14 protein-coding genes are annotated in these 12,615 nt (G+C 44.1%); 10 read left to right on the forward strand and 4 right to left on the reverse strand.

What is annotated here, in order from left to right:
• Positions 1 to 184 precede the first annotated feature (184 nt).
• The 5 genes from AC1DFM_RS14155 to AC1DFM_RS14175 all read left to right on the forward strand — a co-directional run bounded on the left by AC1DFM_RS14155 (position 185) and on the right by AC1DFM_RS14175 (position 3,351).
• Positions 185 to 817: a hypothetical protein gene (locus tag AC1DFM_RS14155; RefSeq protein WP_477077382.1), complete on the forward strand. Its 633-nt coding sequence runs from the start codon at positions 185 to 187 to the stop codon at positions 815 to 817.
• A gap of 95 nt (positions 818 to 912) precedes the next feature.
• Positions 913 to 1,257 carry a type II toxin-antitoxin system HicB family antitoxin gene (locus AC1DFM_RS14160; RefSeq protein WP_477077383.1) on the forward strand — a complete coding sequence of 115 codons (345 nt, stop codon included), beginning with the start codon at positions 913 to 915 and terminating at the stop codon, positions 1,255 to 1,257.
• Positions 1,258 to 1,474: 217 nt separating this feature from the next.
• Positions 1,475 to 1,714, forward strand: a complete 240-nt coding sequence (locus AC1DFM_RS14165; RefSeq protein ID WP_477077384.1) for a hypothetical protein — start codon at positions 1,475 to 1,477, stop codon at positions 1,712 to 1,714.
• 51 nt (positions 1,715 to 1,765) lie between these two features.
• On the forward strand, positions 1,766 to 2,692 hold the full coding sequence (locus tag AC1DFM_RS14170; RefSeq protein ID WP_477077385.1) for an MbnB/TglH/ChrH family RiPP precursor modification enzyme: 927 nt from the start codon (positions 1,766 to 1,768) through the stop codon (positions 2,690 to 2,692).
• A gap of 5 nt (positions 2,693 to 2,697) precedes the next feature.
• The gene (locus tag AC1DFM_RS14175) at positions 2,698 to 3,351 is read left to right on the forward strand and encodes a hypothetical protein (protein ID WP_477077386.1); all 654 of its coding nucleotides are present in this window, start codon (positions 2,698 to 2,700) and stop codon (positions 3,349 to 3,351) included.
• 3 nt (positions 3,352 to 3,354) lie between these two features.
• On the opposite strand, the gene AC1DFM_RS14180 is transcribed toward AC1DFM_RS14175, so the two are convergent.
• Together AC1DFM_RS14180 and AC1DFM_RS14185 are read right to left on the reverse strand one after the other, a co-directional pair.
• A complete protein-coding gene (locus tag AC1DFM_RS14180; RefSeq protein ID WP_477077387.1) occupies positions 3,355 to 4,509 on the reverse strand; it encodes an MFS transporter in 1,155 nt (384 codons plus the stop codon).
• A 26-nt stretch (positions 4,510 to 4,535) separates the two neighbouring features.
• Positions 4,536 to 5,282 (reverse strand): DeoR/GlpR family DNA-binding transcription regulator, encoded by a 747-nt coding sequence (locus tag AC1DFM_RS14185; RefSeq protein ID WP_477077388.1) that lies wholly within the window; start codon positions 5,280 to 5,282, stop codon positions 4,536 to 4,538.
• Between the two features lie 83 nt (positions 5,283 to 5,365).
• On the opposite strand from AC1DFM_RS14185, the gene AC1DFM_RS14190 reads away from it, so the two are divergent.
• The gene (locus AC1DFM_RS14190; RefSeq protein WP_477077389.1) at positions 5,366 to 5,902 is read left to right on the forward strand and encodes a 5' nucleotidase, NT5C type; all 537 of its coding nucleotides are present in this window, start codon (positions 5,366 to 5,368) and stop codon (positions 5,900 to 5,902) included.
• Positions 5,903 to 6,017: 115 nt separating this feature from the next.
• On the opposite strand, the gene AC1DFM_RS14195 is transcribed toward AC1DFM_RS14190, so the two are convergent.
• Positions 6,018 to 6,623, reverse strand: coding sequence for a helix-turn-helix domain-containing protein (locus AC1DFM_RS14195; RefSeq protein ID WP_477077390.1), 606 nt, complete (start codon positions 6,621 to 6,623; stop codon positions 6,018 to 6,020).
• Between the two features lie 503 nt (positions 6,624 to 7,126).
• On the opposite strand from AC1DFM_RS14195, the gene AC1DFM_RS14200 reads away from it, so the two are divergent.
• The 4 genes from AC1DFM_RS14200 (at position 7,127) to AC1DFM_RS14215 (ending at position 11,782) form a co-directional block, all read left to right on the forward strand.
• A complete protein-coding gene (locus AC1DFM_RS14200; protein WP_477077391.1) occupies positions 7,127 to 7,399 on the forward strand; it encodes a hypothetical protein in 273 nt (90 codons plus the stop codon).
• A gap of 194 nt (positions 7,400 to 7,593) precedes the next feature.
• Positions 7,594 to 8,739: a tetratricopeptide repeat protein gene (locus tag AC1DFM_RS14205; protein WP_477077392.1), complete on the forward strand. Its 1,146-nt coding sequence runs from the start codon at positions 7,594 to 7,596 to the stop codon at positions 8,737 to 8,739.
• Between the two features lie 112 nt (positions 8,740 to 8,851).
• Positions 8,852 to 10,765 (forward strand): acetate--CoA ligase, encoded by a 1,914-nt coding sequence (acs, locus tag AC1DFM_RS14210; protein ID WP_477077393.1) that lies wholly within the window; start codon positions 8,852 to 8,854, stop codon positions 10,763 to 10,765.
• Positions 10,766 to 10,840: 75 nt separating this feature from the next.
• Positions 10,841 to 11,782, forward strand: a complete 942-nt coding sequence (locus AC1DFM_RS14215; protein WP_477077394.1) for an alpha/beta hydrolase — start codon at positions 10,841 to 10,843, stop codon at positions 11,780 to 11,782.
• A 175-nt stretch (positions 11,783 to 11,957) separates the two neighbouring features.
• Here AC1DFM_RS14215 and AC1DFM_RS14220 read toward each other — a convergent pair whose 3' ends face one another.
• The gene (locus AC1DFM_RS14220; RefSeq protein ID WP_477077395.1) at positions 11,958 to 12,524 is read right to left on the reverse strand and encodes a L,D-transpeptidase family protein; all 567 of its coding nucleotides are present in this window, start codon (positions 12,522 to 12,524) and stop codon (positions 11,958 to 11,960) included.
• Positions 12,525 to 12,615 lie beyond the last annotated feature (91 nt).

Raw genomic sequence — 12,615 nt, forward strand, 5'->3', positions numbered from 1 at the left:
GAAAAACCAAATTGATTTTCCTGCCGTATGAGGGAACAAAAAAATCGTGCAAAGTTACGGGTTTTGAAGTTTATAAAGCGAAAATAATTTTGTTTGGAGGGAAGTTTTTTTTCTGAGATGATTAAATACACGAAGTTTTATATAAAAAATATATGTTATTTAGAGAAATAAATGATTTCATGTTATGCAGGAACTTCAGTCATCGTGGAAAAGCATTTTGAATAAATACGGCAGTAATGCATTATACGTGGAAGGGACAGATGCACAACCTGTTTACAGGTTTTCYTTTGATATCAACTATCAGGGACTAACTGGTAATTGCTCATTCTCATGGGAAAATACACAAAACGATTTCCTTGACTCACTTGTCTATCCCAAATTAATCACTGGAAAATTAACCCCCGGAAGAACAAAGGATGATCCGAGAAATGTGTTTTATAAATATGGCGGCACCACTGTAATAATGCTGGAGATTTCAACCCAACAAAACAGGTTAAAAATATTCGACAACGGGAAAATGGTGGGCTTATTAAGCCGCCTACATCCTAACCAGGTAAAAACAGGATACCCTGACTTTGACAAGGCTTTCATCACTATCGCGAAGCCCACTTCTATTGTTTCCGGGCTAATGCCTTACCTGCAATACCTGACGAATCCCCTATTGGGAGGCTCCATAGCGTTAGACACAGACTGGCAGGATGCAGTTACCACTAAATTCTATTTACGGTTGCAGGTGAATACATTGTTAATAGAAGAAAAAACGTTGGAAGAGTTATTGGAGAAGAGTTTTAGATTGATTAAGCAGTTGGAGATGTAAGAAATAAAGCATAATGCAACTAAAATTTAGTTGCGACAACAAAGAATCGAAAGTAAATTGCAATAAGCACCTATCATAAAAAAACTCGAACAACTATGAAGAAAAAGGGCATGCTGCAATACAAAGGCTTTCTGGGCAGTGTTCATTTCAGTGCAGAAGACGACGTATTCTTTGGTAAAATTGAAGAAATAGATGATCTGATCAGCTTTGAAGCAAGCACAGTAAAAGACTTACACACCTCATTTGAAGAAGCTGTAGAAGACTATCTGGAACTCTGCAAGAAAGCCAATAAAGAACCTTTTAAACCCGCCAAAGGATCATTCAATATCAGAATATCTCCAGAGCTTCATCGAAAGGCTATACACACTTCCAAACAAATGCATTTAAACCTGAATCAATTTGTACAACAGGCAATAGAGCGGGCTGTAGCCTCTTACTGATCAACTTACCGGTTAGCAGGTAGTTCCTGCTAACCACATTTCCCGTATAAATACTTATCTAGTTCTCAACAGATTCTCCTAACTTTACTATCCGCAGTAAAACACTGCGTTTTGAACCCCAAAATGACTGGCACTATAACTACAACAGCCCTGCCGACAGGGAATATTACTATCTGTTTTCAATAAATATTTTACACACCCCCAAAAAACACATGTCATGCGTACAGCTGAAATTCACTACGGTGAAAATGGTCACGTAGATGTTGCCGTTCCTAAAGGCACCAAACTGGAAGACATCACCAAATTACAGTCTATGGTGATCAAACAAATTAACCCCCGTGGTTGCCAGGCTTGCTTATCCGGCGTACACTTCAACATCCGGGAAAAACTGGAAGAAGTGATTAAAGTGGATCTGGATAAAATGGCCATCATTAAAAATGTGGCAGCACAACATTAATGTAGTCCAACCGTCCCGGTATATACCGGGACGGTTACTAAATCTTCTCCCATGTCACAAGTTATATCATCTGCCAGAGTGGGACATCTTTATCAGCAAACCATCCCACAACTGGGCGTAGGATTGCTTTACAACCCTTCGCTTGAATTATACCTGCAGGCTTGTCCGGATAGCTGCGACTATGTGGAAATCATCCCGGATATGTTCTGGACAGACCGCGGCAGCGGCCGCCCGCAACGTTTTGAAGAAATTGAATCCTGGATGAATGTATTGGATAGAATTGCTGCACACTATCCCTTAACGTCACACAATATCTCCTACTCCCTTGGCAGCGCCGGCATCTTCGATAAAGCTTACCTGGAGAAAATGAAAGAATGGCATCAACGCTATGCATTCAAATGGCACAGCGATCACCTGTCGTTTGTAAAAGTGCATAACGATCAACAGGAAGAGCATAACGCAGGCCTGGCCGTACCCGTACCTTACGATTATGAAGTGCTGGATATGATCGGTGGCAGAATTAATGCCATTAAACGCGCCATTCCCACACCTTTCCTGGTGGAAAACAATGTATACTTCATTGACCTGCCAGATCAGGAGCTCAGCGAAACGGCGTTTCTGAATGAGCTATCAAATGACACGTCCTGCGGACTCTTGCTCGATATTCATAACGTATATACCAACGCTGTTAATCATCACTTTGACCCCAAAGAATTTATCACACAACTACAACTGGACAAAGTGATTGAAATTCATATTGCAGGCGGTAATGAACTGGGTGGCATGTATACGGATTCTCACGCAGGTCCTTGTCCGCCGGCAGTTTGGGAACTACTCGATTATACGTTACCGTTAGTTCCTAATCTTTGCGGCATTACTTTCGAGTTTCACGAATCCTACTTTCACCTGTTACAGTTCGAGGGCATTACACGCGAACTTAACCGGGCGAAAGCAGCCTGGCACCTCTATCATACCTGAAACATATGTCACTCTTATCTTTTCAAAAAGCCTTGACAGACCTGATTGCTTCCCCGCAATTATGCCTTCAGATGCGTACCAGTCCCACTGATATACTCCTGCGATACGATTTGACGGACCGGGAAAAGGCCCGCCTGCAGGCCGTGGTACATCAACCGGGGATGTCTGTTAGTTGTACGCTGTATCGTGTAAACAGGATCACCCCTATTTATACGATGCTTCCCTATACCTGCTTTTTGCTGGGCCCGGAGCTGGTTTCCCAGGCAGAAGCATTCTGGCAGATACAACAAAAATCTGATTTACAATTTAAGCGGGAAATTACCCTCTTTGGTGAATTCTTACTACAGCAAATAAATACTGGAATCCTTACCAATCCTTATCTGCAGGAAATTGTAGCCATGGAACTGGCCATCAATGAATTGAACTTTCTACCAAGAGAAGCATTGACAGATGCACCACTGAATGACCAGGGCATACATCCGCTGGTAAGATTTATACCTTTTGATCATTCGCCGGAAGTCTTACTCACGGCGCTTGCCGGCATGCAGCAGCCACAGGTAATACTACAAAAAGATGCTTACTGGCTGGTGATAGATCATCGCGAAGAAGAGATCTCATTCAGCACACTGCCCCGTATAAACGGCGCAGTGGCTGTGTAAATATTATACTTTTATTCTGGTAGACATGACGGCAATAGCTGCTCCCATCACTGCAATTAATGTGAAGGCAACACCCAGGCTGGTGGCCTGCGCCACAAATCCGATCAATGGAGGGCCAAAAAGGAAACCCATATAACCGATCGTAGATACGGTTGCCAATGCCATACCGGGCGGGATAGTAGTGGATTTTCCGGCGGCGCTGTACACCAGCGGTACCACAGCAGAAACACCCGCTCCTACTAACATAAATCCAAACATCGCGGGGAAGAAGTAAGGGAAAATAACCGCCACAATTAAGCCGGTAGCGGTGAGTGTGCCGCTTAACAACAGCATCTTTTTAACGCCAAATTTTGTGGTCAGATAATCTGCTATAAAACGTCCGGAGGCCATGGTACTCATGAACGCGGCATAGCCGGCACCAGACAATCCATCTCTCACTAATAATACTCTTCTGAAATATACCCCACCCCAGTCGAACATAGTTCCTTCACAGATCATAGAACACATGGCAATAATACCCAGCGTGAGCAGGAAGTTATCCGGCTTTGCAAACAGCGACGGTACTTTGTTTTCGTTAGGTACCCGTAATACCAGATGATTCATGGTCAACAACAGGAGGGCCCAAGAAATGCCGGCAATAATTAAAAAGTGATACACAGGAGCCATATGAAAGCCGGCCATAGCCGTACCAATGGCGGCGCCAGTGAAACCAGCTACACTCCATAAGCCGTGAAAAGAGGCCATGATGGAACGCCCATACATTGCTTCCACACCAACAGCCTGCGTATTCACCGAAATATTTGCCATGTTGCCACAAAAGCCAAAGATCACCAGGAGAATACTCAGCTCCCAGGCGGTGTGGGCCAATCCCAGCGTAGGCAATACGGCTGCATAAGCAACGGCTGCAATCAGTAATACCTGGCGGCTGCTGTATTTAGATATCAATACGCCTGTTAACGGCAAAGCAATGATGGAGCCTACGGGCAGCGCCAGTAATAAACTACCCAGTCCGGCGTCGTTGAGGCGCAAACTTTGCTGGATATCCGGAATCCGGGAAGCCCAGCTGGAAAAACATAAACCGGTAAGAAAAAATAAAGCACTTACCGCAATACGGGAGGCTCTCTTATTAGTCATCACCATCGATACATCCTGTAACATCTTCGGTAAGATAAAAATTAAACGGATTAAATTACCTGTATACCCAGGTCACTATAAGGTTTCAAGGAAGGCAGATTTGGATTATCCGTGATAATGGTATCCAACAATGTGATATCGCATACCTTGAAAGGTTCTGCAGTACCCATTTTATCACTGGTTGCCAACGCCACTCTTTTATTAGAGGATGCGATCATGACGCTTTTTACATCTGCTTCGCCCATATCCAGCCCGGTTACGCCCGCATCGGGATGCAGACTACAAATACCGAGAAAGCAAATATCTGCCCGCAATTTTTCGATCATGCGGATGGTATCCATTCCGCCGGCCGTTCTTGCTTCTTTACCAATTAATCCACCGGTAAAAATCAATTCAATGGCCGGGTGTTCTATTAGCTGCGCCAAAATAGGTACGCTGTTAGTGATCACGCGGATATGCAGGTTGGGAGGAAATAATTTCGCGAGCATTAATGTGGAAGTACCACCATCCAACATAATGGTTTGTCCGTTGTGCAGAAAATTCAACGCTTTAACGGCCATCTGTTTTTTGTCGTCTTCATGATACTGGATACGTTCCATGAAAGAGTAAGGATTGGGAGAATGCGGGATAGCGCCTCCTCTTACTTTGATCAGTTGCCCATTTTGTGCCAGGGATTCGAGGTCTCTCCGCACGGTATCTTCAGATACCTGCAAATCGCTGCTCAGCTCCGTTTGCAGCACTTTATGATCGGTTTGCAGCTTTTTCAGGATGTAGTCCAACCTTTCCTCTTTCAACATACGCTTGCTATTTTATGCAATATTATGAAATATTTTGCAACAATATGCGAAATATGGCATAAATTTGCAAGAAACAGCAAAATATGGCACGAATAGCAATCGATATGGACAATGTAATGGCAGACCTTACACAGCACCTGCTGGATGTGTATGCCAAAGAATATGGAGAGGTGATAGACCCGGAGCGTATGAATAACGTACCGGAGGGTAGCGCCTTAGGCGAAGGAGTAGCCCATCGCTTATTAAGACAACCAGGTTTTTTCCGGAACATTCCGGTAATGGCAGGCAGCCAGGAAGTGGTAAAAGCGCTGGCTGAAAATCATGAAGTATTTATTGTATCAGCAGCAATGGAGTTTCCGTTGTCATTAGCGGAAAAGCTGGAATGGCTGAATGAGCACTTCCCTTTTATCAGCTGGCGGAATATTGTGTTCTGTGGCTCCAAAACCATTGTGGAGGCAGATTACATGATTGATGACCACGACAAAAACCTTGCTTCTTTTAAGGGTACTCCCCTCCTGTTTACCGCGCCGCATAACTTACCCCTGACGGATTACCAACGGGTAAACAACTGGGAAGAGGTAGCTGCTTTCTTTGCAATGAATAATGTGGAAGCGGTGTGAATCGTCGGCTTACCTGGGGAATTGTTGCATCTTATTGCAGCTTCAGGCTGCTTGCTCCGGGTAAGCCTAATAGTAGAATTGGGTTAAACGTTACTGGCATACCGGTATACTTTTCCTATTTCGAATGATTTTGTTTGCGACAGGCGGTTAACTCTTTTTTTGTTTGTACCAGTTCATCCCGTAATGCGGCATGACTTTTCAACAACTGATTATACTCTTCCAGCTGTTTATAGTACTTCTCTCTTAACAACATCATTTCTTCACTATCGGTATTCCTGGACTCCTGGAGTATGCCCGGATTCAGGAAAGCGTCCACACTCATGTCCAGTCCTTTGGCCACCCGGTCCGTTTCATCAGGAGAGAAGGTTTCCTTTTCAAAGAGGTTGTACATAGTGCGCCGGCTCATGTCCAGCCGGTTGGCAAGTTTACTTTTGTTGAGTCCCTTTTCCGCGATGATATGCTGGAGGCGTTCGCCATGGTGGATACTTTTTCCATTGGCAATTTGCATGGCCCCGCTCCATCTCATAAATTCATCGGAAGTAATACCAATAAGCGCACAAAAACGCTCCATGGTGGCTCTTTTCATGTCACTTTTACGCAGGTGATAATGCGCAATCTGGTTGGTGAAACCAGCCATAGCAGCGAAGTCCACTATTTTAATTTTCTTCTGCTTCAGAATCTGTTTCAACCGGTGTCCCATGTGTATCAGGCTCGACTGCATCCCTTTTCATTTTAAATTATGATGCTACATACAGGGTTATGCCTGTCGTATTATCGTATAATTTAACAATTAATATTTCATTTTGTAAATAAAAATATCAATTTAACGAAAAAAATATAAGTCTGTAAACAGCGCTGGCTAACCATCGGCCTATCTAACCGTGAAGGATATACGCAAAAAACAATGATAAATATTTCTCATTTTGACCACCCAAAAACCACATTGATAATTCTATTAAAATACATGACATTTATCGTGTAAAATATACACATCGATTCTCTGCCAAACAATCTAAAATAACAGAAACAAAATGTCACCAAACACCTTACCACACTACATTACGTGAATTATTATTTTTTTTCTTGAAAGTAAAATTTTATAATTATAAATTGCATGATTATAAATATATTTGCTTACACTAAAATCGTACATTTTAAACATGCTCATTCTGACACAAATGCTGTTGTTAACCATATCCAATCATACAGTAAATATTACCTACTATGAGTAAAGAACCAATCAATGTTCTGCTGGACATCCACACCAAACTTTCTGCGCTCCCAATTATTTTCAGAGAAAGGGTGTGCGAAGAATGCAATTGGAGCACCCCCACGTTCTATCGCAAAATGCGCGGAAAAGACAAACCCAATCCTAATGAGAAAGGGAAAATTATTCCTGCACTAAGCAATGCCGAGAAGCAAAAAATTATTGAAATCATGGAAGAAGTGTATGCAGCGGGCGACGAATACCTCGAGAAATATAAAAAACTCTCCTGATACTACCGTAGTCCTTCATCCCCTGTTCTGTAAAAACGTTTTCCTAAGTATGCTTGCAATAGTAAAGCCTTGTAACCTACCCCTGGTATACAAGGCTTTACTTTTTTTAAATAAATAGCTGATGATGAAAGTTGATAACTAAGTTTTTCTTTTTAAAACTAAATTCTTAGTTTTAAGATTATAAAACTCATTTTATGCATCATCGCCTAACCCGCCTTCTTTATATATTGCTCCTGGTCATCACCACCCAACCCGTATTCAGCCAGCAAACCATTGATCGCACCCAGCTAATGGAATACCTGCAGAACCAGCAATACGAAAGCGCCATCAGTTATTTACAACCCAGAGTAGCAGACAACAACGTGTCGCAGCTATCATTGCTCGGCTACACCTATTATCTCTCCGGTAAAACAAAGGATGCCGTTACACAGTATGAAAAAGTGCTGCAGCTGGATAGCAATAATGTGCCTGCCCATCAATACCTGGCCATCATCTGCATGCAAATGGAAGCGCCGCAGCTCGCCATTCCACATTATCTGGAAATTATCCGGTTACAACCCACCAACGCCACTGCATATAAGCAACTCAGCTTTGCCGGCTTTGCAGCCCAGCTACAGGATAGCGCCTTTACATGGTTGCAAAAGGCCTACCTACTCAACCCTGCTGATCCTAAAGTAACGGCCCGCCTGGGAGAAGAATGGATAGGCAAAGAACAGTATGCACTGGCAGACAGCATTCTCCGGGCTTTTCTGCAAAGAGATTCTACACAGTCTTCCGTAGTGATGACTGCCGTAAGATCCGCCTGGTTCCTGAAAGATTATACCCGTTGCACTACGCTAGGCACACAATTGATGGAGATGAAAGTTATTTCACCCAATACCTTCAGCATTGTATCAGCTGCGTGGTATACACTAAAGAAATATCAGCAATGTATTAACGTTTATGAATACATGCTGGCCAACAAAGCTCAGTCGGAAAACATTATGTACTACGCAGCACTGGCGTATACTGCCTTGAAAAATTATGAGGCCAGCAATGAATTATTAAATACCTGTATTGACCTGGCTACTTCCAAAAGCCTTGATAGTTATTACAGCGGTAAATCAGCTAATTATGAGGGACTACACCAGTACAAAGCAGCCGTTTCCAACCTGGATACCGCCTACTATCTTTTTCATAAACCCCTGCGCCAATACGGCATTGGCCGCATCTATGATGTACAATTAAAAAATAAACCACAAGCGGTTATCCACTATAAACGCTTCATGAAAACAGCCGACCGACGCGACCCTCAGGATGCGGAGATTTACAAATACCTGCGATCATATGTTGAAAAATAATCTGCTTTTAACATGATTTTTTAGATTATTTCTACTAAAACATCTGGTTTTTCTTAAATTTAAACCCCGTTAGGAAAATGCTTGTACTTAACCAATAAACAATTACGGTGCTATGTCGTACCCATACCAGATCAAGAGTATTGAAGATTATCAGCAGGCTTATCAACAGAGTGTAATTGACCCGGAAGGCTTCTGGGCCAATGTTGCAGACCATTTTTACTGGCGCCGCAAGTGGGATAAGGTATTGGACTGGAATTTTAAAGATCCGGAAATCAAATGGTTTACCGGTGCAAAACTGAACATCACAGAAAACTGTCTGGATCGTCATTTAGGTACCCTGGGCAACAGACCCGCTATTATCTGGGAGCCCAATGATCCGGAAGAACATCATCGCATTATCACTTATCGCGACCTCTATAATAAGGTTTGTCAGTTTGCCAATGTGCTGAAGAATAATGGTGTAAAGAAAGGTGATCGGGTGTGTATATACATGGGGATGATCCCGGAACTGGCCATCGCTATACTGGCCTGTGCCCGTATTGGCGCCGTTCACTCTGTAGTATTTGGCGGTTTCAGTGCACAGTCTATTGCAGACAGGATACAGGATGCACAATGCAGCCTCGTTATTACCTGCGATGGTGCTTATCGCGGCGCTAAAGACATTCCATTAAAATCAGTAATGGACGATGCCCTGATGGCTTGCCCATCTGTAAAAAAAGTAATTGTTTGTACCCGTACCCGCACTCCGGTAAGCATGCTGAAAGGCAGAGACCTGTGGTGGGAAGATGAAATTAAACAGGTAGAAACAATGGGCAACCCGCCTTGCCCGGCTGAAGAAATGGATGCAGAAGACCTTCTCTTCATTCTGTATACTTCCGGCTCTACCGGCAAACCTAAAGGCGTGGTACATACCTGCGCCGGCTATATGGTATATGCCAACTACACCTTCGTGAATACCTTCCAATATCAACCCGGCGAAGTATACTTCTGTACCGCGGATATCGGCTGGATCACCGGACATAGCTACATCGCCTATGGCCCGCTGAGTGCAGGCGCCACCACCCTCATGTTTGAAGGGGTACCTACTTATCCTGACGCAGGCAGACTGTGGGAAATTGTAGATAAATTCAGAGTAAACACCTTATATACCGCTCCTACCGCCATCCGCAGCCTGATGAGTTATGGCCTCGGTCCTGTTAATCATAAAGACCTTAGCTCTCTCAAGAAACTAGGTAGCGTAGGTGAACCTATTAATGAAGAGGCCTGGCATTGGTTTAAAGACAATATCGGTAAAGGCAAATGCCCGATTGTAGATACCTGGTGGCAAACAGAAACCGGTGGTATCATGATCACCCCTATTGCCGGTATCACCAAAGAAAAGCCAGGTTACGCCACCCTGCCACTGCCAGGAGTACAACCTATCCTGGTGGATGAAAAAGGGAACGAACTGAAAGGCAACGGCGTTAGCGGTAACCTTTGCATCAAATTCCCATGGCCTGGTATGCTGCGTAGCACTTATGGCGATCATGAGCGCTTCCGTAAAACTTATTTCTCCACTTACGAAAACCTCTACTTCACCGGCGACGGCTGTTTACGGGACGAAGATGGTTACTATAGAATTACTGGCCGCGTAGATGATGTACTCAACGTAAGTGGTCACCGTATTGGTACCGCCGAAGTAGAAAACGCCATCAACATGCACTCCGGCGTAGTAGAAAGCGCAGTGGTAGGCTATCCTCACGAAATCAAAGGCCAGGGTATCTACGCTTATGTGATCATGGAACGCCTGACACATGATCCGGAACTGACTAAAAAAGATATCGCACAAACAGTAGCCCGCATCATCGGACCTATTGCTAAACCAGATAAAATCCAGATTGTAAGCGGTTTGCCTAAAACCCGCTCCGGTAAAATTATGCGCCGTATTCTGCGCAAAATCGCCGAAAACGACCTGGACAACCTGGGCGATACTTCAACTTTACTCGATCCTTCTGTAGTAGAAGAAATCAAGGCAGGCAAACTCTAAAGTATTTTATATCTTTCTTAAAGGGATGCAGGAATGATTCACTGCATCCCTTTCTTTTATAAATGTCAACCCGGCATGAAACGTTTCCTCAAAAGAACAGGCTGGATCTGTCTTTCCCTGTTTCTCTTACTCAATATCATTGCGGCTTTCCATGCCTGGAAATTCACCCACTTCTATGATGACAACGGCCGCCGTAACAAGCAACCGGAGCAAATGAGCACCGGGGAAAAGCTGGGTATCATTTTTTTTGGTGTACGCATCGCTAAATCTGTGACTAGCCAATCTCCCACAGTGCCTTTTGAAACGGTACATCTGCGAACCCAAAATGGCTTGCAACTGGAAGGCTGGTGGATTCCCGCAAATAACCCCAAAGGCGCTGTAATTCTTTTCCATGGCTACAATGGCAATAAAGGCTCCCTTTTTCCGGAGGCGGACCGTTTCCGGGCATTAGGCTATAACACCTTCCTGCTCGACTTCCGCGCACATGGTAATAGCGAAGGACATACCTGTAGCGTAGGATATAAAGAAGCTGAAGATGTGAAACTGGCGTGGGACTACGTACATCAAAAAAGTACGCAGCCAATTATCTTATGGGGCGTAAGTATGGGAGCAGCGGCCATTTTAAAAGCCGTACCAGAGTATGGTCTAAGCCCTCAAAAGGTAATTATCCAATGTCCTTTTGCCACGCTTACAGACGCTGTAAAAAGCAGGATGCGCGCCGTACACCTCCCGGCTACACCGTTGTCGCAGCTACTCACTTTTTGGGGTGGACTGGAGCAAGGCTTCTGGGGCGCCGGATTTAAGCCGGAAAGCTATGCTGCACAAATAAAAGTACCTGTCCTCTATTTCTACGGACAGCAAGACATTCGCGTAATGCCCGCAGAAACACAAGCCGTATTTTCAAATTTAGGCACCCGGCAAAAGAAGCTGCATATATTCCCCAATGCCGGCCACCAGTCGTTCTGTGGGAAAGATGCTGCTGTGTGGACAAAGGAAGTCACCGCATTTCTCCAATAAAAAAGCGCGCACCATACGAGTGGAGCGCGCTCTTCACAGGATCTGACCCGCCGATTGTATATTTGAGTCATGGTGCAGTATTACTGCGCCACTAGATGCCGTTGCTTTTTCTTGTTGCTAAATTACGACCCATGGCTGCCGCCGGGAGTCACCTGCTGAATTATATACAAAAATCTTACCGGCGTATTACTACGGGTGTACCCACTTTGATCACATCATACAATTCATTTACATCCGCGTTTTTCATACTAATACATCCCAGGGTCCAGTTCACTCTGCCTTCTACATAATTATCCCGGATACCAGAGCCATACTCCACACCATGAATACCAATAGCCCCGCCAATGGTAGCCTCGGAAGACACAAGCCCCTCCGATTGCCGCTGATGGAACTTCTGCCAGGAAGCTTCGTTCGGATAGTCCAACAACATAAAGCGGCTCCAGCTTTTATCTACTCTTTTGCTTAAAATATGAAAAGTGCCTTCCGGTGTTCTACGATCCCCTTCTATTTGTTTATCTGCCTGATCACGGTTCCCAAATACCACTTTGTAAATTTTTCTCAACGTCACGTCCTCGTATACGTACAGGCGGTAATCGCTTTTATCTATTAGCAGGAAAATTTTGTCCGGATCAATGCTGCCTGCATTTAACCGTACATTGTATAAATCAGATTCATTCACAAATCCACTAAGTGGCAGTAGCAACAGGATCGCCACCAGCCAGTAATGACAGCACTTCTTCATAGGAGTATTAAATATGCAGATTAAGAAACGTGAATGAATCGCAGTTTATTGTTTAACCTTCTCTTCTAAAAAAGGAAGGCACCACGCCAGA

The organism is Chitinophaga sp. 05T412, assembly GCF_056396465.1.

Excerpts from the sequence above, each read along its gene's own strand:
- AC1DFM_RS14160 (WP_477077383.1), top strand. The coding sequence starts at position 913 with ATGAAGAAAAAGGGCATGCTGCAATACAAAGGCTTTCTGGGCAGTGTT.
- AC1DFM_RS14165 (WP_477077384.1), top strand. The coding sequence starts at position 1,475 with ATGCGTACAGCTGAAATTCACTACGGTGAAAATGGTCACGTAGATGTT.
- AC1DFM_RS14170 (WP_477077385.1), top strand. The coding sequence starts at position 1,766 with ATGTCACAAGTTATATCATCTGCCAGAGTGGGACATCTTTATCAGCAA.
- AC1DFM_RS14175 (WP_477077386.1), top strand. The coding sequence starts at position 2,698 with ATGTCACTCTTATCTTTTCAAAAAGCCTTGACAGACCTGATTGCTTCC.
- AC1DFM_RS14180 (WP_477077387.1), bottom strand. The coding sequence starts at position 4,509 with ATGTTACAGGATGTATCGATGGTGATGACTAATAAGAGAGCCTCCCGT.
- AC1DFM_RS14185 (WP_477077388.1), bottom strand. The coding sequence starts at position 5,282 with ATGTTGAAAGAGGAAAGGTTGGACTACATCCTGAAAAAGCTGCAAACC.
- AC1DFM_RS14190 (WP_477077389.1), top strand. The coding sequence starts at position 5,366 with ATGGCACGAATAGCAATCGATATGGACAATGTAATGGCAGACCTTACA.
- AC1DFM_RS14195 (WP_477077390.1), bottom strand. The coding sequence starts at position 6,623 with ATGCAGTCGAGCCTGATACACATGGGACACCGGTTGAAACAGATTCTG.
- AC1DFM_RS14200 (WP_477077391.1), top strand. The coding sequence starts at position 7,127 with ATGAGTAAAGAACCAATCAATGTTCTGCTGGACATCCACACCAAACTT.
- AC1DFM_RS14205 (WP_477077392.1), top strand. The coding sequence starts at position 7,594 with ATGCATCATCGCCTAACCCGCCTTCTTTATATATTGCTCCTGGTCATC.
- acs (WP_477077393.1), top strand. The coding sequence starts at position 8,852 with ATGTCGTACCCATACCAGATCAAGAGTATTGAAGATTATCAGCAGGCT.
- AC1DFM_RS14215 (WP_477077394.1), top strand. The coding sequence starts at position 10,841 with ATGAAACGTTTCCTCAAAAGAACAGGCTGGATCTGTCTTTCCCTGTTT.
- AC1DFM_RS14220 (WP_477077395.1), bottom strand. The coding sequence starts at position 12,524 with ATGAAGAAGTGCTGTCATTACTGGCTGGTGGCGATCCTGTTGCTACTG.